22 protein-coding genes, 1 tRNA gene and 1 riboswitch are annotated in these 18,519 nt (G+C 64.2%); of the genes, 2 read left to right on the top strand and 21 right to left on the bottom strand.

Going from position 1 to position 18,519, the window contains the following annotated elements; genetic code table 11:
- Positions 1 to 189: 189 nt before the first annotated feature.
- Entirely contained in the window at positions 190 to 924 is a 735-nt protein-coding gene (locus MK313_RS10945; protein WP_287781539.1) for an aldolase, read from the bottom strand.
- 119 nt (positions 925 to 1,043) lie between these two features.
- Here MK313_RS10945 and MK313_RS10940 point away from each other — a divergent pair, with 119 nt between their 5' ends.
- Positions 1,044 to 1,463 (top strand): hypothetical protein, encoded by a 420-nt coding sequence (locus MK313_RS10940; RefSeq protein ID WP_156816181.1) that lies wholly within the window; start codon positions 1,044 to 1,046, stop codon positions 1,461 to 1,463.
- 26 nt (positions 1,464 to 1,489) lie between these two features.
- Here the strand turns inward: MK313_RS10940 and MK313_RS10935 are convergent, their stop codons facing one another.
- The 9 genes from MK313_RS10935 to MK313_RS10895 all read right to left on the bottom strand — a co-directional run bounded on the left by MK313_RS10935 (position 1,490) and on the right by MK313_RS10895 (position 6,662).
- Positions 1,490 to 1,729, bottom strand: coding sequence for a hypothetical protein (locus MK313_RS10935; RefSeq protein WP_287781538.1), 240 nt, complete (start codon positions 1,727 to 1,729; stop codon positions 1,490 to 1,492).
- A 294-nt stretch (positions 1,730 to 2,023) separates the two neighbouring features.
- Positions 2,024 to 2,100: transfer RNA gene (locus tag MK313_RS10930), tRNA-Pro, on the bottom strand.
- A gap of 76 nt (positions 2,101 to 2,176) precedes the next feature.
- Positions 2,177 to 2,704, bottom strand: coding sequence for a MerR family transcriptional regulator (locus MK313_RS10925; protein WP_287781537.1), 528 nt, complete (start codon positions 2,702 to 2,704; stop codon positions 2,177 to 2,179).
- Between the two features lie 37 nt (positions 2,705 to 2,741).
- Positions 2,742 to 3,053, bottom strand: a complete 312-nt coding sequence (locus MK313_RS10920) for an integration host factor subunit alpha (RefSeq protein WP_008943605.1) — start codon at positions 3,051 to 3,053, stop codon at positions 2,742 to 2,744.
- 112 nt (positions 3,054 to 3,165) lie between these two features.
- Positions 3,166 to 4,140, bottom strand: a complete 975-nt coding sequence (locus tag MK313_RS10915; RefSeq protein WP_121217992.1) for a beta-ketoacyl-ACP synthase III — start codon at positions 4,138 to 4,140, stop codon at positions 3,166 to 3,168.
- Positions 4,140 to 5,186, bottom strand: a complete 1,047-nt coding sequence (gene plsX / locus MK313_RS10910; protein WP_287781536.1) for a phosphate acyltransferase PlsX — start codon at positions 5,184 to 5,186, stop codon at positions 4,140 to 4,142. The genes MK313_RS10915 and plsX overlap by 1 nt, the downstream gene beginning before the upstream one ends.
- A 26-nt stretch (positions 5,187 to 5,212) precedes the next feature.
- Complete coding sequence (gene rpmF / locus MK313_RS10905; protein WP_008943608.1) at positions 5,213 to 5,389, bottom strand: 50S ribosomal protein L32; 177 nt, start codon at positions 5,387 to 5,389, stop codon at positions 5,213 to 5,215.
- Positions 5,390 to 5,511: 122 nt separating this feature from the next.
- Positions 5,512 to 6,087 carry a YceD family protein gene (locus tag MK313_RS10900; RefSeq protein WP_287781535.1) on the bottom strand — a complete coding sequence of 192 codons (576 nt, stop codon included), beginning with the start codon at positions 6,085 to 6,087 and terminating at the stop codon, positions 5,512 to 5,514.
- Positions 6,084 to 6,662 carry a ubiquinol-cytochrome C chaperone family protein gene (locus tag MK313_RS10895; RefSeq protein WP_287781534.1) on the bottom strand — a complete coding sequence of 193 codons (579 nt, stop codon included), beginning with the start codon at positions 6,660 to 6,662 and terminating at the stop codon, positions 6,084 to 6,086. Before MK313_RS10895 ends, MK313_RS10900 begins: the two co-directional genes overlap by 4 nt.
- 317 nt (positions 6,663 to 6,979) lie before the next feature.
- Here MK313_RS10895 and MK313_RS10890 point away from each other — a divergent pair, with 317 nt between their 5' ends.
- Positions 6,980 to 7,369, top strand: coding sequence for an outer membrane protein assembly factor BamE (locus MK313_RS10890; RefSeq protein WP_287781533.1), 390 nt, complete (start codon positions 6,980 to 6,982; stop codon positions 7,367 to 7,369).
- A 75-nt stretch (positions 7,370 to 7,444) separates the two neighbouring features.
- On the opposite strand, the gene MK313_RS10885 is transcribed toward MK313_RS10890, so the two are convergent.
- The 11 genes from MK313_RS10885 to glyA all read right to left on the bottom strand — a co-directional run bounded on the left by MK313_RS10885 (position 7,445) and on the right by glyA (position 18,490).
- Complete coding sequence (locus MK313_RS10885) at positions 7,445 to 9,523, bottom strand: sodium-translocating pyrophosphatase (protein WP_287781532.1); 2,079 nt, start codon at positions 9,521 to 9,523, stop codon at positions 7,445 to 7,447.
- A gap of 159 nt (positions 9,524 to 9,682) precedes the next feature.
- Positions 9,683 to 10,903, bottom strand: a complete 1,221-nt coding sequence (locus tag MK313_RS10880) for an MFS transporter (protein ID WP_287781531.1) — start codon at positions 10,901 to 10,903, stop codon at positions 9,683 to 9,685.
- Positions 10,904 to 10,994: 91 nt separating this feature from the next.
- Positions 10,995 to 11,453 carry a flagellar basal body-associated FliL family protein gene (locus MK313_RS10875; protein WP_008943614.1) on the bottom strand — a complete coding sequence of 153 codons (459 nt, stop codon included), beginning with the start codon at positions 11,451 to 11,453 and terminating at the stop codon, positions 10,995 to 10,997.
- Positions 11,454 to 11,492: 39 nt separating this feature from the next.
- Positions 11,493 to 12,497, bottom strand: coding sequence for a thiamine-phosphate kinase (gene thiL, locus MK313_RS10870; protein ID WP_287781530.1), 1,005 nt, complete (start codon positions 12,495 to 12,497; stop codon positions 11,493 to 11,495).
- Positions 12,494 to 12,994, bottom strand: coding sequence for a transcription antitermination factor NusB (gene nusB, locus MK313_RS10865; RefSeq protein WP_287781529.1), 501 nt, complete (start codon positions 12,992 to 12,994; stop codon positions 12,494 to 12,496). Before nusB ends, thiL begins: the two co-directional genes overlap by 4 nt.
- A gap of 2 nt (positions 12,995 to 12,996) precedes the next feature.
- Positions 12,997 to 13,425 carry a 6,7-dimethyl-8-ribityllumazine synthase gene (gene ribH, locus MK313_RS10860; protein ID WP_287781528.1) on the bottom strand — a complete coding sequence of 143 codons (429 nt, stop codon included), beginning with the start codon at positions 13,423 to 13,425 and terminating at the stop codon, positions 12,997 to 12,999.
- 4 nt (positions 13,426 to 13,429) lie between these two features.
- The gene (gene ribB, locus MK313_RS10855; protein ID WP_287781527.1) at positions 13,430 to 14,578 is read right to left on the bottom strand and encodes a 3,4-dihydroxy-2-butanone-4-phosphate synthase; all 1,149 of its coding nucleotides are present in this window, start codon (positions 14,576 to 14,578) and stop codon (positions 13,430 to 13,432) included.
- A gap of 6 nt (positions 14,579 to 14,584) precedes the next feature.
- On the bottom strand, positions 14,585 to 15,199 hold the full coding sequence (locus MK313_RS10850) for a riboflavin synthase (protein WP_287781526.1): 615 nt from the start codon (positions 15,197 to 15,199) through the stop codon (positions 14,585 to 14,587).
- Between the two features lie 150 nt (positions 15,200 to 15,349).
- A riboswitch (FMN riboswitch) is annotated at positions 15,350 to 15,498 on the bottom strand.
- Between the two features lie 42 nt (positions 15,499 to 15,540).
- Entirely contained in the window at positions 15,541 to 16,635 is a 1,095-nt protein-coding gene (gene ribD, locus MK313_RS10845; RefSeq protein WP_287781540.1) for a bifunctional diaminohydroxyphosphoribosylaminopyrimidine deaminase/5-amino-6-(5-phosphoribosylamino)uracil reductase RibD, read from the bottom strand.
- 14 nt (positions 16,636 to 16,649) lie between these two features.
- The gene (nrdR, locus tag MK313_RS10840) at positions 16,650 to 17,120 is read right to left on the bottom strand and encodes a transcriptional regulator NrdR (protein WP_008943621.1); all 471 of its coding nucleotides are present in this window, start codon (positions 17,118 to 17,120) and stop codon (positions 16,650 to 16,652) included.
- A 53-nt stretch (positions 17,121 to 17,173) separates the two neighbouring features.
- Entirely contained in the window at positions 17,174 to 18,490 is a 1,317-nt protein-coding gene (gene glyA / locus MK313_RS10835; RefSeq protein ID WP_287781523.1) for a serine hydroxymethyltransferase, read from the bottom strand.
- Positions 18,491 to 18,519 lie beyond the last annotated feature (29 nt).

The following is an 18,519-nucleotide window of genomic DNA, read 5'->3' as shown; positions in this document are numbered from 1 at the left end:
CCCCCCCCCCCCGCCCACCCGCGTCTGCCGGTGGGGTGGGTGGGGCGGGGCCGTGGGGGCGGGGCCCCCCGCACGGCTGCGCCCATGCAATTCCCCCTCACCCAGCCTCGGCTAAGCTCCTGCGTCGCCAAGCCTCGTCAGCCCTCTCCCGCAAGGGGAGAAGGATAGTTTACCTAACCTTAAGCCCCCTCAATCAGCATACTCCGGCGCTTCCCGTTCCAGAATCCGCTTCAGTGCCTGGAAATGCAGCTGGGCATTAAGCCGTTCGCCCTCGATCTGCTCGCAGGTCATGGCGGCAACCTGCGGATCGATCGGCTTCAGCGGCCGCCCGGTGGACATCGCCAGCACCTGATGCTGACAGGCTCGCTCCAGGTAATAGAGATCATCGAAGGCATCTGCCACGGTGGGACCGACCACGATCACGCCGTGATTGGCCAGGAACAGCACGCGCTTGTCGCCCAGCACCTCGGCGATGCGGAAGCCTTCATCGAAATCCAGCACCAGCCCGTTATACTTGTCGTCATAGGCGATCTGGTCGAGATAGCGCAGCGCATTCTGGCTGACCATCTCCAGCCGACCTTCCTGAACCAGGCACAGCGCCGTGGCATAGGGCATGTGGGTGTGCAGCACGCAGGCCGCCTTCGGGTTGGTGCGGTGGATCGCCGAATGGATGTAGAAGGCGGTCGGCTCCGGCGGGTGGTAGCCACCATGTGCCTTCCCCTCCGCATCCAGGGTGCACAGGTCGCTGGCGCGGATCTCGGAGAAATGCAGGCCATGCGGGTTGATCAGGAACCGGTCCGTCTCGCCGGGAATCGCCAGGCTGAAATGATTGCACACGCCTTCGTGGAAATTCATCCGTGCGGCCCAGCGGAAGGCGGCGGCGAGGTCGATCCTGGCCTGTTCTTTCTGGTCGATGATCGGCATGGAGACCTTCCGGAATGTATTGCGGGCGGGAGCGTCTGTCCCGACAGGGGCAGTCTAGCGTTGCGCACAGGGGGCAGGCAACGCTAGGTCTTGGGCACGATACACGGATGACGGCATTCATGACACACAGCAGCACCATCGCCTGGCGCCTGACGGCAAGCTACCGCAACCTGCGGCAGGCAGCAGCGCTGGTCAATCTCGACCCGAATGCGCTGGTGGTAGCCGATTCTGCCGGCCTGGCCGCGAATGACGCGCTGCCGGCCAGCCTCGATTGCCCCAGCTATTTCTGCGACAAGACGCAGTTCATCCTGATCCTGGCGGAGCTGGTGCGCGACGGCGTGAAATTCGATATCGCGCTGCATGAGATCGAGGCCGGCAGCGGCACCTCCCTCGCCTACGCCACGCTGCACCCAAGGCTGGACGAGCGCACGCTGGCCATGCTGCGCGATCTGGACCCGGCGACCGCCGCGCACATGGCCGCAATGAACGACAGCATCGAGGCTGTGTTCGAACGGTTGCGCCAGCAGATTTCGGGATAATTGGGGAAAACCGTCAGCCGTTTTGGTTATATGAATTCGCTGGTTACATCCTTGCCGGTGCTGTCTATGACCTTGCTTATTTCATATCGCTCCCGTTTTAGCGTCTCGATTATCCGGGAGACTTTATCCGCACTGGCCGCGCTGCGGTGAATGATATTGTCTTCCAGTACAATAGGTAGATCGCCTTTGGGCATCTCGCGAAAACTGACCCGATGGCTTGAGGTCGGGTTTTTAATAGCGAGAATCGTATACCCAGAATCGGGCATGAAAAATCCTTTCTACTAATACGGCGGGACGCTCACATGGGGCCGGCCGCGTCTTAGCGCAATACCCCACATTCATTAAAACCGAATCAAATGTCCCTGGCACCTGAAACAGCGTGGAACAGACAGCGCACAAAGACACTGCCGTCGTGTTGCACGGTGTTGCATCGGGATTTTTCAGGAAAAGTCGGTAAACGACGATATCGCAGTAAAATCAGCGTATTAGATTATCCAGTCTGGATACACATGCTGCGACATGAAAAAGCCCGCCGAAGCGGGCTAAGTCATTGATTTCATTGGTCGGAGCGGCCGGATTTGAACCGACGACCCCTTGTCCCCCAGACAAGTGCGCTACCAGGCTGCGCTACGCTCCGACCGAGGACGCGGACCATAGCCGCCATCGTCCTGCCGCGCAACGGTTTCAACGGGCAAGAAGCGCGATTTTCGCCGCTATTTCCGGGCCGCCTGCCGCAGCAGGCCGGACAGCTCCGTCAATTCCCGCATGGCGGCCTCAAGCTCCGCCCGGGCCGCTGGCGCAAGGACCGTCTTCTTCGTACCGGAGTCGGAGAAAAGATCGGCTTCTTCCGCCTCATCCTCGTCGCCAGACTCTTCAGAGTCCGCGGAAAAACCATCGGTTTCCAGCGACTCATCCTCATCCTCGCCGGACTCGTCGTCACCATCCTCGCGGTGGATGCCGTCGCGCAGCAGCCGCTGTACGCCCTTGATCGTGTAGCCGTCCTTGTAGAGAAGCTCGCGGATGCGGCGCAGCAGGTCCACATCCTCGGGGCGGTAATAGCGGCGTCCGCCGCCCCGCTTCATCGGCCTGATCTGCGAGAATTTGGTCTCCCAGAACCGCAGCACATGCGGCGGAACGTCAAGCTCCGAGGCGACCTCACTGATCGTCCTGAAAGCCGCGGCCGACTTGCCGCTGCCGCGTCGCTGCGCGGAGGACGGGCTGCTCACGGTTTCCACACTCATTTCCCCCGGTCCGACACTCTGTCAGCCAAGAAGCCCCTCAGCCTCGTTTGCCGGTAAGCTGGGCATTGATCCGGTTCTTCAGCACATGCGACGGGCGGAAGACCAGGACACGGCGCGGCAGGATCGGCACTTCCTCGCCGGTCTTCGGATTCCGCCCGATCCGGCGTCCCTTCTGCCGGACAGAGAAGCTGCCGAAGGAAGAAATCTTCACCATCTCACCGCGTTCGAGGGCATCCGCCACCTCGTTCAGAACGGTCTCCACCAGATCGGCGGACTCGTTCCGTGACAGGCCAACTTCCTGATATACCGCTTCGCTCAATTGCGCACGGGTAACGGTCTTTTCGGTCATGCCATGCCTCCCCCAAGAAAGGACACGGTACCCTGACCGGATAAACCCGTCAATTACAAAGGGATGAGCCGGGTTTTTTAAGTGAGATTTAACATGAGCGGCGGCGGAGAACTCAAACCCGCAGGAGGCCGGCTCCCCAGGCGAGGCCACCGCCAATCGCCTCCAGCACGACGAGATCGCCCTGCTTGATCCGGCCATCCTCCATCGCCTCGGCCAGCGCCAGGGGCACGGAGGCCGCCGATGTGTTGGCGTGGCGGTCGATGCACAGCACCACCTTGTCCTCGTCCAGGCCAAAGCGCTGGCGCATGCTGTCGATAATCCGCTTGTTGGCCTGGTGCGGCACCAGCCAGTCAATATCGGACGCGTTCAGCCCGTTGGCTTCCAGCGCTTCCTCGATGACCGCGCCCAGCTTGGTCACAGCATGCTTGTAGACATGCTGGCCAACCATCCGCACATGCCCGACCGTGCGGGTCGAGGACGGACCGCCATCGACATAGAGCGCGTCATGCTCGCGCCCGTCCGAATGTAGGTGGGTGGACAGCAGCCCCCGGTCGCCCGGCTTGCCTTCTGCCTGCTCCGCGGTCAGCAGCACAGCGCCTGCACCATCGCCAAAAAGCACGCAGGTCGAGCGGTCTTCCCAGTCGAGAATGCGCGAAAAAGTCTCAGCACCAATGACCAGCACGTTGCGCGCCTGCCCGGCCTTGATGAAATTGTCGGCAACTGCCAGCGCATAAATGAAGCCGGCGCAGACCGCCTGCACGTCGAAGGCGGCACCGCGCGTCATGCCGAGTGCTGCCTGCACCTTGGTCGCGGTGGCTGGAAAGGTTTCGTCCGGGGTCGTCGTCGCGACGATGACGAGGTCGATTTCGTCCGCCGTCTTGCCGGCCACCGCCATCGCCTTGCGGGCGGCGCCAAGCGCCAGGTCCGAGGTCAGTTGGCCTTCTTCCGCAATATGGCGCTGGCGGATGCCGGTGCGCTGCACGATCCACTCGTCGGTGGTATCCACGCGCTGGGCCAGTTCGGCATTGGTAACGACACGCGCGGGCAGGAAGCCGCCCCAGCCGACCAGACGAGACCGGTAGATCATTATATCGCTGCCGCCTTTTTCTCGTTCAGTTCCCGGGTCAGATTACCGATCTCGTCCCGGATGCGATCGATGAAACCCTGACGGCACAGATCGGCGGCCACGCCGATGGCGTTGGCGAAGCCGAATTCGTCCGTGCCGCCATGGCTCTTCACGACGATCCCGTTCAGCCCAAGGAACATCGCGCCGTTATAGCGCCGTGGATCGACGCGTTGCGACAGCCGCTTCAGGGCCGTCCGGCTCATCACATAGCCGATGCGGGCCATGAGCGAGGATTTGAAGCTTTCGCGCAGGAAGGTGGTGACCAGCTTCGCCATGCCTTCCGCCGTCTTCAGCGCAACATTGCCGGTAAAGCCGTCGGTGACGATGACATCGACCGTACCGGCGCCGATATCGTCGCCTTCGATGAAGCCACGGAAGTCGAGCGGAAGCGTCGTCGCCCGCAGGATTGCCGCCGCCGAGCGGATATGCTCATGGCCCTTCTGATCCTCGGCACCGACATTCAGCAGGCCAATGGTCGGCTTCGGCATGCCCAGCACGGCCCGCGCGAAGACGTCGCCCATGATGGCGAACTGCACCAGGTTGGCGGCGTCGCAATCGATGTTGGCGCCAAGGTCCAGCATCACGCTTTCGCCGCGCCGCGTCGGGAAAAAGGATGCGATCGCCGGACGGTCGATGCCGGGCACCGTGCGCAGCACGACCTTCGACAGCGCCATCAGCGCGCCGGTATTGCCGGCCGAGACCATGCCGGCGGCACTGCCGTCGCGCACCGCCTCAATGGCCTGGCGCATACTGGTATCGCGGCTGTTGCGCAGGGCGACAGACGGCTTCACATCGGCGCTGACCACATCGGGCGCATGGCGGATTTCCGCTGCCTTGCTAAGCGCGCTGTTCTTCGGGATGAGAGGAGAAATCTCATCTTCCCGGCCAAAAATGAGAAACCGGAGATCGGGAAGGCGCTCAAGCGCGATCTCCGCTCCCCGGATCACCATTTCCGGCGCTTTGTCGCCACCCATGGCATCCAGGGAAAGCGTGACACGAGCGCTCAAAGGATCAGCCTCCCGTTCGGCAAGCCTTAGGCCGCCTCGGAAACCTCACGGCCCTTATAATACCCGCACGACGAACAGACGTGATGCGGCAGCTTCGGCTCGCCGCAGTTCGGGCACTCGTTGGAGAGCTTCGCCGTGATCGAATCGTGCGAGCGGCGCATGTTGCGGCTCGAACTGGATTTTTTCTTCTTCGGAACAGCCATGGGTCCGACTTTCTGAGCAATTCAAAGATGGATGGCAGACTTGCCTTATCGCGCGAGTCTGCGGAGCGCGCTTGTTTAGCTAAAAACCTGCCGCGCAGCAAGCCGTTCGCGCAGATGACGGGTTATTTTTGAATTTTACCCGCCAATTCCGCGAAGGGGTTGGCTTTGGCCAGCGGTTCATCCTCACCATTCAGGGTAACGCCACGCCGCCGCGCAGGCAATTCCGCGTCCGGCAGGCGCGGATACGGGTCGAGAAGCATGGCCAGCTGCTGCACAACTGCCTCTCCGGCATCGATCCGACCGTTCACGATGGGGTCCGGAATCTCCTCATCCTCAGCTTCGGCGAAGAAATCCAGCCCCTCCTCCATCGCGCGCTGCATCAGCTCGGCATCGCTCGGCGCGTTTTCGGAGAAATATTGCGTGAAATCCTCCTCGATCCGGACCGGCACCGGCTGCAGGCTGACCACGCAGCGTTGCGCCAGCTCGGCGGTCAGATGGCCTTCCAGCACGACGCCATCCGCCTTCTCGCGGAAGGCAAGCGTTGCCTCCAGCCGGTCCAGCGACATTAGGTCGAGGCGCTGGGCCAGGGCCTCGCGCTCGTGCGGTTCCGCCTTGATTTCCATGGACAGGCCGTTGCTGCCGATCCTGGAGACTGCAACCGGCCGGGAAAATTCCGGCTTTGCCTGCTCCGCGCTCATATTCTTGCTCCTTCCGCCGCCGGCTGCCCATCAAGGACAGGCGCCAGAGGCACGTGAGGTTCGCCTGCGTACAGGGCCTCCGCCGGCAATCCGGCGAAGAGGCCATCCAGCTGGCGCACAATGGCCGCCATGCGTGCCAGCACCGACTCATCGGGCTTTACCGTGCCGTACAGGTTGCGGGACAGGGCGGTGACGAGCGCACCGCCATTCCCCTCCTCCAGCGCCTTGTCATAGGCGGCGATCCGGCCATAGAACCCCTCGGCCATGCGCTTGATGCGCGGTGCGACGCCAAGGTCGCCGGCCCCCAGTTCGCGTAGGCTCTGGTCCATATCGGCGAACATGGTGTCGAATAGTTCTTGCGAGAACCGCGCGCTTACCTCGCCCTCGCGGCGCAGGCGGCGCAGTGCCAGATAGACGAACAGTGACAACATCTCGAAGCGGCCATCGACCGTGTCCGGCACGCCGAGCTCGGTGTAGAAGCGTGGTTCCCGCGCCAGAGCAACCAGCGCCAGATAGAGGCTGTCGGCGCTGTACCGCCGGCGTGCGGTCCTGCTGAAAAGCTTGCTGAAGGGCATGAACACTCGTTTCGTGTCGGCCAGGCCATTTCCCAGCGGCAAGATTGACAGCCGCGAAGGACGGTGCGAGTTTCTGCCCTATAAATCGCGTGACCCGGCCTGCAGGTCAAGCTGCCGTGGCAAATTTGCCAAGAGTGCCCTTGGGGGCTGTCTTCGGGCCTGCGGTATGGACAAACAGATCAGGCGTGATGTTCAAGCTCAGTTCCCTTCCGATTCTTCGCGCTTCCGGCAAGCGTTGCCTGGGCCTTGCCCTCGCCGGCGGCCTGACGGCCGCCACCATGGCCGGCTGTGCGCCAATCGTTGATACCCGCGGCCATATGGTCGACAGCGACCGCATGGAGACTGTGAAGATCGGCCAGAGCAGTCGCGAGCAGGTGCTGCAGTCCCTCGGCTCGCCCTCGGCTACGGCACTGTTCGACAATGAGAGCTGGTATTACATCGGCAAGCGCACCGAGACGCTGGCCTTCTTCGCGCCGGAGGTTCTGGAGCAGCAGGTCGTCATCATTCGTTTCGACAATAATGGTGTCGTCAGCGGCATCGACCGGCTGGACAAGGAAAATGGCAATGAGGTGCAGCTCGTCCAGCGCACCACGCCCACGGCGGGCGCCGAAATGACCTTCCTGCAGCAGATGTTCGGCAATCTCGGCCGGTTCAACGCTACCGATAATCGCGGTGCGCTGCCAAGCGGCGGTATCGGCCGGCGCTGATCCCGGCAGTAGCTGGTACACAACGAAAAACGCCCCCGGAAATCCGGGGGCGTTTCGCTTTAGAGGCTGGCGCTATCAGTGTGCCAGCGCGGCCAGCAGCAGGATGGCGACGATGTTGATGATCTTGATCATCGGGTTCACCGCCGGGCCGGCCGTATCCTTGTAGGGATCGCCGACCGTATCGCCGGTCACCGCGGCCTTATGGGCATCCGAGCCCTTGCCGCCGTGATGGCCATCCTCGATATACTTCTTGGCATTGTCCCACGCGCCGCCGCCCGAGGTCATCGAGATGGCGACGAACAGGCCGGTCACGATGGTGCCCAGCAGCATCGCGCCAACCGCCGTGAAGGCCGCTGCCTGCCCGCCGATCATGGCAATCACCACATAGAGGAAGACCGGCGCCAGCACCGGCAGCAGCGACGGCACGATCATCTCCTTGATCGCCGCCTTGGTCAGCATATCGACCGCATTGCCATATTCCGGCTTGGCGGTGCCTTCCATGATGCCGGTAATCTCACGGAACTGGCGGCGCACCTCGACCACCACGGCGCCCGCCGCGCGGCCGACCGCCATCATGCCCATCGCGCCGAACATGTAGGGCAGCAGGCCGCCGAAGAACAGGCCAATCACCACATAGGGGTCCTGCAGCCGGAACTGAACATCGAGGTTGGGGAAGTAGTGGCGCAGATCCTCGGTATAGGCCGCGAACAGCACCACGGCCGCCAGGCCGGCGGAGCCAATGGCATAGCCCTTGGTCACCGCCTTGGTGGTGTTGCCAACCGCATCCAGCGCGTCCGTCACCTCACGGACTTCCGGCGGCAGTTCGGCCATTTCCGCGATACCGCCGGCATTGTCGGTTACCGGGCCATAGGCATCCAGCGCCACCACCATACCGGCCAGGGCCAGCATCGTCGTCGCGGCGATGGAAATGCCGAACAGGCCGGCCGAGATGTAAGAGACCAGGATACCGCCGCAGATCACCAGCACCGGCAGGGCACAGGCCTCCATCGAAACGGCAAGCCCCTGGATGATGTTGGTGGCGTGGCCGGTCTCGGAGGCCTTGGCGACGCTGCGCACCGGCCGGTATTCGGTGCCGGTGTAATATTCCGTGATCCAGACGATCAGGCCGGTGACCACCTGGCCGGTGATCGCGCAGACCAGCAGATTTCCGCCGGTGACCGTGCGGGATCCTGCCTCCATCGGGTTGGAGAAGCCCAGCATATAGCCGGTAGCGACGACGATCAGCCCGGCCGAGATGATCGCGCTGACGATCAGCCCCTTGTACAGGGCCGCCATGATCTTCTTGCTGGCGCCCAGCTTCACGAAGAAGGTGCCGACGACCGACCCCAGGATACAGACAGCGCCAATCACCAGCGGATAGGCCATCAGGGTCGGCTGCAGCGCCGGGGAGAAGAAGATCGCGGCCAGCAACATGGTGGCCACAACGGTAACGGCATAGGTCTCGAACAGGTCAGCCGCCATGCCGGCGCAGTCGCCGACATTGTCGCCGACATTATCCGCGATCACCGCCGGGTTGCGGGGGTCGTCCTCGGGGATGCCGGCCTCGATCTTGCCGACCAGGTCAGCGCCGACATCAGCACCCTTGGTGAAGATGCCGCCGCCCAGACGGGCGAAGATGGAAATCAGCGAGGCGCCGAAGCTCAAGGCCACCAGCGCCTCCAGGATGCCGCGGATCGGCGTGCCCATCTGCAGCAGGATCAGATAATAGACGGCAACGCCCAGCAGGCCGAGACCAACCACCAGCATGCCGGTGATCGCCCCCGACTTGAAGGCGATGTCCAGCGCCGGGGTCATGCCGTGACGAGCGGCCTCCGCGGTGCGGACATTGGCGCGCACCGAGACGTTCATGCCGATATAGCCGGCAACGCCGGACAGCACGGCACCGATCACGAAGCCGACGGCACTAAGGACGCCCAGCGTCAGAACCAGGATGACGGCCACTACGACGCCAACCACGGCAATCGCCTTGTACTGGCGGTTCAGATAGGCGTTGGCGCCTTCCTGGATCGCCCCCGCAATTTCCTGCATCCGCGCGGAACCGGCGCTGGCCGCCAGCACGCCGCGCGATGCGTAAAGCCCGTAGAGCAGCGCGACCGCGCCGCAGGCAACGACGAATAAGTATAAACCCGACATGAATGTGAGCCCCTTGTTGCGTCGGCCGGCCAGAAGAGGGCCGTACCGCCTTATCCTTTATTCTGGCTGCGGAGGCTGGAACGCCCCGCGCATCCTCCCGCTTACGCGGCGAAGCCTAACAGAACAGGCAAATAAAGGAAGGGGTTAACAAGCAATAGGTTATGAATTGGCGGTATGTTCAGGGCGCAGGAAACGCAACCACGCGACCATGCACAAGGCGACCACAAGGAAAGGCATCGCCATCGTGTTCACAACATCCCATCCGAAAGCATTCTGCAGCATGCCCGACGAGAATGCGGAGATCGACACAGAGCCGAAAACGAGGAAATCGTTCGCCGCCTGCACCTTGGCCTTTTCCGCCGGCACATAGGTTTCGGTCAGCAGCGTCGTCGCCCCGACGAACAGGAAGTTCCAGCCCACCCCCAGCAGTACCAGCGCCAGCCAGAAGCGGGTAATGTCCTGGCCGCTCAGATTGACCGCCACGCAGCCCAGCATCAGCACCGCACCGGCCAGCATAATGTTCAGCACGCCGAAGCGCGCGATCAGCGAGCCGGTGAAGAAGGCCGGCGCGTACATGCCCAGAACGTGCCATTGGATGACGAAGGCGGCATCCTCGAACTCCAGCCCGCAGGCCAGCATGGCGAGCGGCGTCGAGGTCATCACCATATTCATCATGGCATAGGCAACGATGGCGCTGACGATGGCCACCAGGAACACCGGCTGGCGCATGATGATGACCAGCGGCCGGCCGCTCTGCTTGCGCTCCTCGACGCTGGGACGGGGAATATCGATGAAAAACAGCAGAACCAGCGGGATCAGCCACAGCACGGCGATGGCGGCGTAGCTGCCGGCGAACATGACAGGGTCGAACAGGTCGCGTGCCCATTTCGCCAGGTTCGGCCCCAGCACCGCCGCGATCACGCCGCCCGCCAGCACCAGGGAGATGGCCTTGCTCTTGAAATCGGGCTTCGCGGTATCGGCCGCGGCAAAGCGGTAGAACTGGGCAAACCCCATCTGGATGCCCATGACGCAGGATGCCGTACACAATAGTGCGAAATTCCGCTCGAAGATCGCGAAGGTCGCCAGCAGCGCACCGCAAATGCCGACCAGAATGCCGAACAGGAAGCCGGCGCGCCGGCCAAACCGCTTCATGGCCATGGAGGCCGGGATTGTCGTCAGCATCATCGCCGTCATCTGGAAGGCCAGCGGCAGCGTGGCCATCGTCTTGTCGGCGGCGATCATCGTGCCGACGATGGCGGACACGGTCATCACCAGCGAACTGCCCGTCATCGACAGCGCCTGACACAGCGCCAGGATCACGACATTCTTGCGTGTCGGATCGCCCATGGCGGCCGAGGACGAGGATGAAACACTGGTCATGGATTGATCCGGTTGAGCGATTCCTTATTCTTGCCAGTGCCATAGCACGCCATCCGCCGGGCTGGCTATGCCGGTTCACCGGGTCTGGCTGTCAGGAAACGGGACGCTCGAACACGTTCTTCAGCAGGATGTCATTCACGACGCCCGGCCCGACCACATCGGTCGTCACCCGCAGCAGCCGCTCCTTCAGGAAGCGCAGATCGGTCAGCTTGTCGTTCAGCCCCTTGGCCTGCAGCGACAGGATATAGGTCAGGAAGGCATTCTGGATGCGCGGCAACTGGCTGTTCACGATCAGGGCGCCATTCGGCTGGAACACCTCGAAGGACAGTTCCAGCACCAGGAAGCGGCGCACGGTGCCATCCTCGAAGATCGGCATGATCAGCGGATCGATGTTCACCAGCCCGGTCTCCGGCGGCGGTGGCGGCGGCTCCTGCCCTTCCGGATAGATGCCGACCATCGGCTTCACCACATCCGGAAAGAAGGTCCAGGCGGCGAAACCGCCGCCGCCGATCAGGGCCAGCAGGACAACCAGGATGATGACGATCTTCATGCGCGCATCATCGCTGCTTGCGCGAAAAAAGCAAAAAAATCAGAAGTGAACATAGCCGGCTGCGGTCAGGGTCATCGGCTCGCCCGCGAGGTCGAGGACCGTCACTCCCGGCTTGCCGGCCCGGATGCGGCCGATTTCCGCGACCGGTACCCCGGCCTCAGCCGCGGCGGCGATGACGTCTTCGCGCCGCGACGGCGGCGCCGTGAACAGCAGCTCGTAATCGTCCCCGCCGGTCAGCACGGCCTCGACGACCGACTTGTCCTGCTCGATGGCGGCCCAGGCCGCCGCCGACAGGGGCAGTCGGTCAATGCGGATTTCAGCGGCCACGGAGGACACCTCGGCAATATGCTTCAGGTCGCCCACCAGCCCGTCGGAGACATCCAGCATGGCGCTGGCGAGGCCGGTCAGACGGGGACCAAGGCCGACACGAGGACGCGGCAGGCGATAGCGGTCGGCCAGGAACTCCTGATGCTCGCGTGACAGGCCCGCAAGCCCGCCCTGCAGGACGCGCAGCCCAAGCGCCCCATCGCCCAGCGTGCCGGAGAGGAAGATCAGGTCGCCGGCCCGCGCGCCGCCGCGCGTCACCGCCTGCCCTTTCGGGATGCGCCCCAGCACGGTTATCGAGACCATCAGCGGCCCCGGCGTGGAAACGCTGTCACCGCCCAGCAGGGTGACGCCGAAGGCTTCCTGATCGCTCCTGAGGCCATCGGCGAAGCGTTCCAGCCAGGCCTCACCCGCCGGCCCGGCCAGCGCGCGCGGCAGCGCCGTGACCAGCGTGTAACCGAACGGTACCGCCCCCATCGCCGCAATGTCGGAGAGATTGACCCGGAGGGTCTTGCGCGCCACCAGATCGGGCGGATCGTCCGGCAGGAAATGCACCCCGGACACCATCGCATCCGTGGTGACGACAATCTCCTCCCCCGCCGCGCAGTCGAACACCGCGGCATCGTCGGTCAGGCCGAACGCCCCCTTCGCGGACCGGGCCAGCGGCGCGAAATAGCGGGCGATACGGCCAAACTCGTTGAGAGGGGGAGCGCCGCTCACGAGGTCTGGAACTCCTCCGGTCGCAAGGTCCGCGCGATCTTGTCCAGCACGCCGTTCACGAAGCCAGGCTCCTTGCCCTCGAAAAAGGCATGCGTCAGATCGACATATTCGTTGATGACGACGCGGGCCGGCACATCGCCCTTTGCCAGCATCTCGAAGCCGGCGGCACGGAGGATCGCGCGCATCACCGCTTCCAGCCGGTCCAGCGGCCAATCCGCCGGCAGCACGGCAGTCAGGATGGGGTCGATATCCTTTTCCGCCCGGTGAAACACGCCATGGACGATTTCCTTCAGCAGCGAGACATCGGCCTGGCTGAGCGCCTCGCCCTCCACCTCGCCGGCCGAGGCGCTGGCAAGAAAGTCCGGCAGGGCGGTCTGCGGCGGCTCGTCCGTCATCTCGATGCGGTAGAGGATCTGCACCGCCTGCAGGCGCGCGACCGACCGCCCGCGCGACTTGGCGGTCGCTCCCGCCCTGGGCTTGCCCTTACCCGCCGTCATCCTCACGACACCCCAAAGCGCTGTTTCAGGCCGATCATCGCCAGGCACGCCTCCGCAGCGTCCTTACCCTTGTTCTTCTTCGTCACGCTGGCCCGCGCCCAGGCCTGGTCGCCATTCTCGCAGGTCAGAATGCCATAGCCGATCGCCAGGCGCTGCTGGATCGCCAGATTCTGCAACCCGCGCGCGCTTTCACCACAGACATAGTCATAATGCGTGGTCTCGCCGCGAATCACACAGCCGAGCGCGACATAGCCGGCATATTTATCGCCCTGCGCGGCATAGGCGATGGCGGCCGGAATCTCGAAGGCGCCCGGCACGGCGATACGGTCATAGGTGACGCCGGCCACGTCCAGCGCCGCCATTGCCCCCTTCACAAGCTCGTCGGCCAGGTCCTCATAGAACCGTGCCTCCACGATCAGCACATGCGTCATTGGCTCAGGCGCCCTTTTCCGTTGCGTTGGATATCGGCCGGCGTTCTACGATGCTGAGGCCATAACCGTCTAGACCGACGATGTTCTTCTGACTGTTCGACAACAGGATCATGTCCCGGATACCGAGGTCGAGCAGGATCTGCGCGCCGACGCCATAATCGCGCAGCTCGCCGCCGGCACTTTCATGCTCCAGACGCGCGCGCACCGTATCGGACAGGGCAGTGGCGCTGGGTTCGCGGATCAGCACGACGACGCCGCGCCCGGCCTCGGCGATCTGCGCCATCGCGGCCTGCAGCTGGCCACCCTTGCCGCTGCCCCGGTCGCCCAGCACATCGTCCAGCACATTTAGCGCATGCATGCGCACCAGCACCGGCTCCGGCGTCGAGATATCGCCCTTCACCAGCGCGATATGTTCGGCATAGGTCGCCTTGTTCACATAGAGCACCATGCGGAACGCGCCGCCATGCAGCGTCTCGATCTGGCTTTCCAGGCTGCGCCGCACGATGCTCTCGGTGCGCCGGCGATGCGCGATCAGGTCGGCGATGGTGCCGACCTTCAGCCCATGAAACTGCGCGAACTGGATCAGGTCGGGCAGCCGCGCCATGGTGCCGTCATCGTTCATGATCTCGCAGATCACGCCGGCCGGCAGCAGCCCGGCCATGCGAGCGATATCAACGGCGGCCTCGGTATGGCCGGCGCGCACCAGCACGCCGCCCTCGCGCGCCACCAGCGGGAAGACATGGCCCGGCGTGACGATCTCGTCGCGGCCGCAGGCCGGGTCGATGGCCACCGCGATGGTCCGCGCCCGGTCGGCGGCGGAAATGCCGGTCGTCACCCCGTCCTTCGCCTCGATGGAGACGGTGAAGGCGGTCTCGTGCCGGGAGGTGTGCTTGCGTGGCATCAGCGGCAGCCCCAGCTCGTCGATCCGTTCCCGCGTCATCGCGAGGCAGATGAGGCCACGGCCGAACTTCGCCATGAAATTCACCGCCTCGGGCGTCGCCATCGACGCCGGGATCACCAGATCGCCCTCATTCTCCCGATCCTCGTCGTCGATCAGGATGAACATCTTGCCGTTGCGGGCGTCCTCGATGATCTCCTCAATGGAGGCGAGCGCCTCGTGATAGGTGGTGCGGCGCAGATCCTTGGTATCCATGATCGCTCAATCCCTTGCCGTAAGCCGCGCGACATAGCGCGCGAGCACGTCGATTTCCATGTTCAGCCCATCGCCGGGGCGGCGGTCGGCCAGGGTGGTGTGGGTCCAGGTATGGCCCACGATGTTGATGCCGAAATGCGCCATGCCATCCGGCCTGTCCTCGACCGCATTCACAGTCAGCGAGATGCCGTCGAGGCAGACCGAGCCCTTGGGCGCCACATAGCGCGCGAGATCCGCCGGCGCCTGCACGACCAGCCGGTAGCTGTCGCCTTCCGGCGTGACAGAGACCAGCCGTGCGATGCCATCGACATGCCCCAGCATCAGATGGCCGCCCAGCTCGTCACCCAGCCGCAGCGCGCGCTCCAGATTGATGCGCGTGCCAACCTGCCAGCCGGCCAGCGTTGTCTTCGACAGGGTTTCCGCCGAGGCGGCGACGCGGAACCAGTTGCCGCCCTCGCCCTGTCCCTTCTCCGTGACCGTCAGGCAGACGCCCGAGCAGGCGATGGAGGCGCCGAGATCGATGCTATCCGGCGCATAGGCTGTCTCGATGGTCAGGACCGTATCGCCTTCCACGCGCAGATCGGCTACACGGCCGATATCGGTGACGATGCCGGTGAACATCAGGCAGTCCCATCCGGTCGATGGGCGGCGGCAGGGTTCGGGATCGGCCCCTGATCCATGGCGGCTTCCTTTGCACTACAGGTCAGCGCGCACTCGGGGCGAAAGCGGGAATCGGCGGCCCTCGCGAAAGCGCGAGGCCGTTCAGGCGATGCCCGTTCTCTTCCATCCGGACTTTAACCGTCGGCTCCGGCATCTCACCGGATCTGCTGACCCCGGCCTTGCGGTCGGGCGCTCGCGGGCTTTGCAGGACCAGCCTGCTTACCGCCGGTGGGGAGTTTCACCCCGCCCTGAGAACGTCATAGTACCGCTGATATATGGCGCAGTTGCCGCGCTGGCAACGTTTAAGCGCGCGGGATGGGGTTGCGCGCGTAGCACTCCATCATGTCCGCGCCGACCGGAACCGCATCGGTGCGCACGAAATCCGGGGCGTCCGCCACGCGTTGCAGACCCAGTCCGCCGATCGCCGGCACACCGTCACCCCCGATGGCGAGGCCGGCCCGGAACCAGACCAGCCGGTCGATCAGGTCACGCTGCAGCAGGGCCGCAATGACCGCACCACCGCCTTCGACCAGCAGCCTTGTGATCCCGCGCGCACCAAGCGCCTGCGCCAGTGCCGCGACATCAAGCGGATTGTCTCCGTCGCCCGGCAGCTCGATCACCTCCAGCCCGAGATCGCGGTAAGCATCAAGCCGCGACGGATCGTTCCCCTCCCGCGTGCACAGCCAGGTCGGCACCTGGGATGCCGTCGCCACCAGCCGGCTGGTCAGGGGCAGCCGCAGCCGGCCATCCGCCACGATGCGGACCGGGGACCGGCCGGCAAGTCCCGGCAGGCGGCAGGTGAGTTCGGGATCATCGGACAGCGCCGTGTTGCTGCCGACAAGAATGGCATCATGGGTGGCGCGCAGCAGATGGGCGTGACGGCGGGCCTCCGGCCCGGTAATCCATTTGCTGTCGCCGCTGTGGGTCGCGATATTGCCGTCAAGCGAGCTGGCGAGCTTAACCGTCACCAGCGGCCGCCCCTGCTCCACCTTCAGGAAGAACCCCTCATTCAGCCGGCGGGCCTCATCCGCGCACAGGCCGACCTCCACGGCAATACCGGCGTCGCGCAGGCGGGCAATGCCGCGCCCGGAGACCCTGGGCTCGGAATCCTCCAGCGCCACCACTGCCCGGGCGATGCCGGCCGCGACCAGCGCATCGGCGCAGGGCGGGGTCTTGCCGTGATGGGAACAGGGCTCCAGCGTGACATAAGCCGTGGCCCCTTTTGCCAGCGGCCCGGCACGGCGCAGCGCCTCGGTCTCGGCATGCGGCCGGCCGCCTGGCTGGGTCCAGCCACGCCCGACGATTTGGCCATCAGAGGAGACAAGGACGCAGCCGACCGCCGGATTCGGTGCCACCTGTCCCAGACCGCGCTCGGCAAGGGACAGGGCGGCACGCATATGGACCAGATCGGTCAATCCTCGACCGGCTCCATATCCTGATCGATCTTGCCAACAAACTCCTCGAAGTCCTTGGCTTCACGGAAGTTTTTATACACAGAGGCATAGCGGACATAGGCCACGGGATCGAGGTTGCGCAGCGACTCCATCACCAGCAGGCCGATCTGCGCCGCCGGGATTTCGGTCTCGCCGGAGCTTTCCAGCCGCCGCACGATAGAGTTCACCACGCGCTCCAGCCGCTCATTCTCCACCGGCCGCTTGCGCAGCGCGATCTGCAGCGACCGAGCCAGCTTGTCGCGATCGAAGGGGGCCCGCTTTCCGTTGCGCTTCACCACCACCAGATCACGCAGCTGCACCCGCTCGAATGTCGTGAAGCGCGACCCGCATTCCGGGCAGAAGCGCCGGCGCCGGATCGCGGAATTATCCTCGGTGGGCCGAGAATCCTTCACTTGCGTGTCGTCATTCCCGCAGAACGGACAGCGCATTGCCCCCTACTCCCCCTGTTTAACGGCCAGGTTCCGGACCCGGCTCGCCTCGCCTACCCCAAATTCGAATAGATCGGGAACCGCGCGCACAGCTCCTTCACGCGCCCACGTACTGCGTTCTCGCCCGCCGTATTGTCTGCCCCGTTGGCGGCGAGCCCGTCCAGCACATCGCCAATCATCTCGCCGACCTGGCGGAACTCCGCCGTGCCGAAGCCGCGCGTGGTCGCCGCCGGCGAGCCCAGGCGCACGCCCGAGGTCACCATCGGCTTTTCCGGATCGAACGGCACACCATTCTTGTTGCAGGTGATGCCGGCACGCTCCAACGCCTGTTCGGCGATGTTGCCGGTCAGCTTCTTCGGGCGCAGATCGACCAGCACCACATGGCTGTCGGTGCCGCCCGAGACGATGTCGAGGCCGCGCTCAACCAGCGTGGCGGACAGCACCTTGGCGTTCTCCACCACAGCGCGGGCGTAATCCTTGAATTCCGGCTTCAGCGCCTCACCGAAGGCCACCGCCTTGGCGGCGATGACATGCATCAGCGGACCGCCCTGCAGGCCGGGGAAAACCGCGGAATTGATCTTCTTGCCCAGATCCTCGTCGTTCGAGAGGATCATGCCGCCGCGCGGGCCGCGCAGCGTCTTGTGCGTAGTGGTGGTCACCACATGGGCATGCGGCAGCGGATCGGCATAAACGCCGCCGGCCACCAGTCCGGCGAAATGCGCCATATCCACCCAGAAGATCGCGCCGACCGAATCGGCGATTTCCCGGAAGCGCTTGAAATCGATGGTGCGCGGATAGGCCGAGCCGCCGGTGATGATGATCTTCGGCTTGTGCTCCTTCGCCATCTCCTCGACCACATCATAGTCGATCAGGCCATCCTGGCGGCGCACGCCATACTGCACGGCGTTGAACCACTTGCCGGACAGGTTGGGTGCCGCCCCATGCGTCAGATGGCCACCGGCCGCCAGCGACAGGCCCATGATGGTGTCCCCGGGCTTCGCCAGCGCCAGCATAACTGCCTGGTTGGCCTGCGCACCGGAATGCGGCTGCACATTGACGAATTTGCAGTTGAACAGCTTCTTCGCCCGCTCGATCGCCAGGGTCTCGGCGACATCGACGAACTCGCAGCCGCCGTAATAGCGCTTGCCCGGATAGCCTTCGGCATATTTGTTCGTCAGCACCGAGCCCTGTGCTTCCAGCACCGCGCGGGAGACGATGTTTTCAGAGGCGATCAGCTCGATCTGTTCCTGCTGGCGATGAAGCTCATCCTGGATGGCGGCCTTCAGCTCGGCATCGGCTTCGCCCAGCGAGGCCTCGAAAAACCGGTCATGACTCAGCGGGCGGGAAGCAATAGGCTTGGAAGAAGTCATCGAGGCGGCAACCTTGAATCAAAGGATCG

This window comes from Oceanibaculum sp. (assembly GCF_022449305.1).
In the GTDB taxonomy this organism is placed as follows: domain Bacteria; phylum Pseudomonadota; class Alphaproteobacteria; order Oceanibaculales; family Oceanibaculaceae; genus Oceanibaculum; species Oceanibaculum indicum.
The sequence above is the reverse complement of the archived record's forward strand: the minus strand, read 5'-3'. Positions and strand labels throughout refer to the sequence as shown.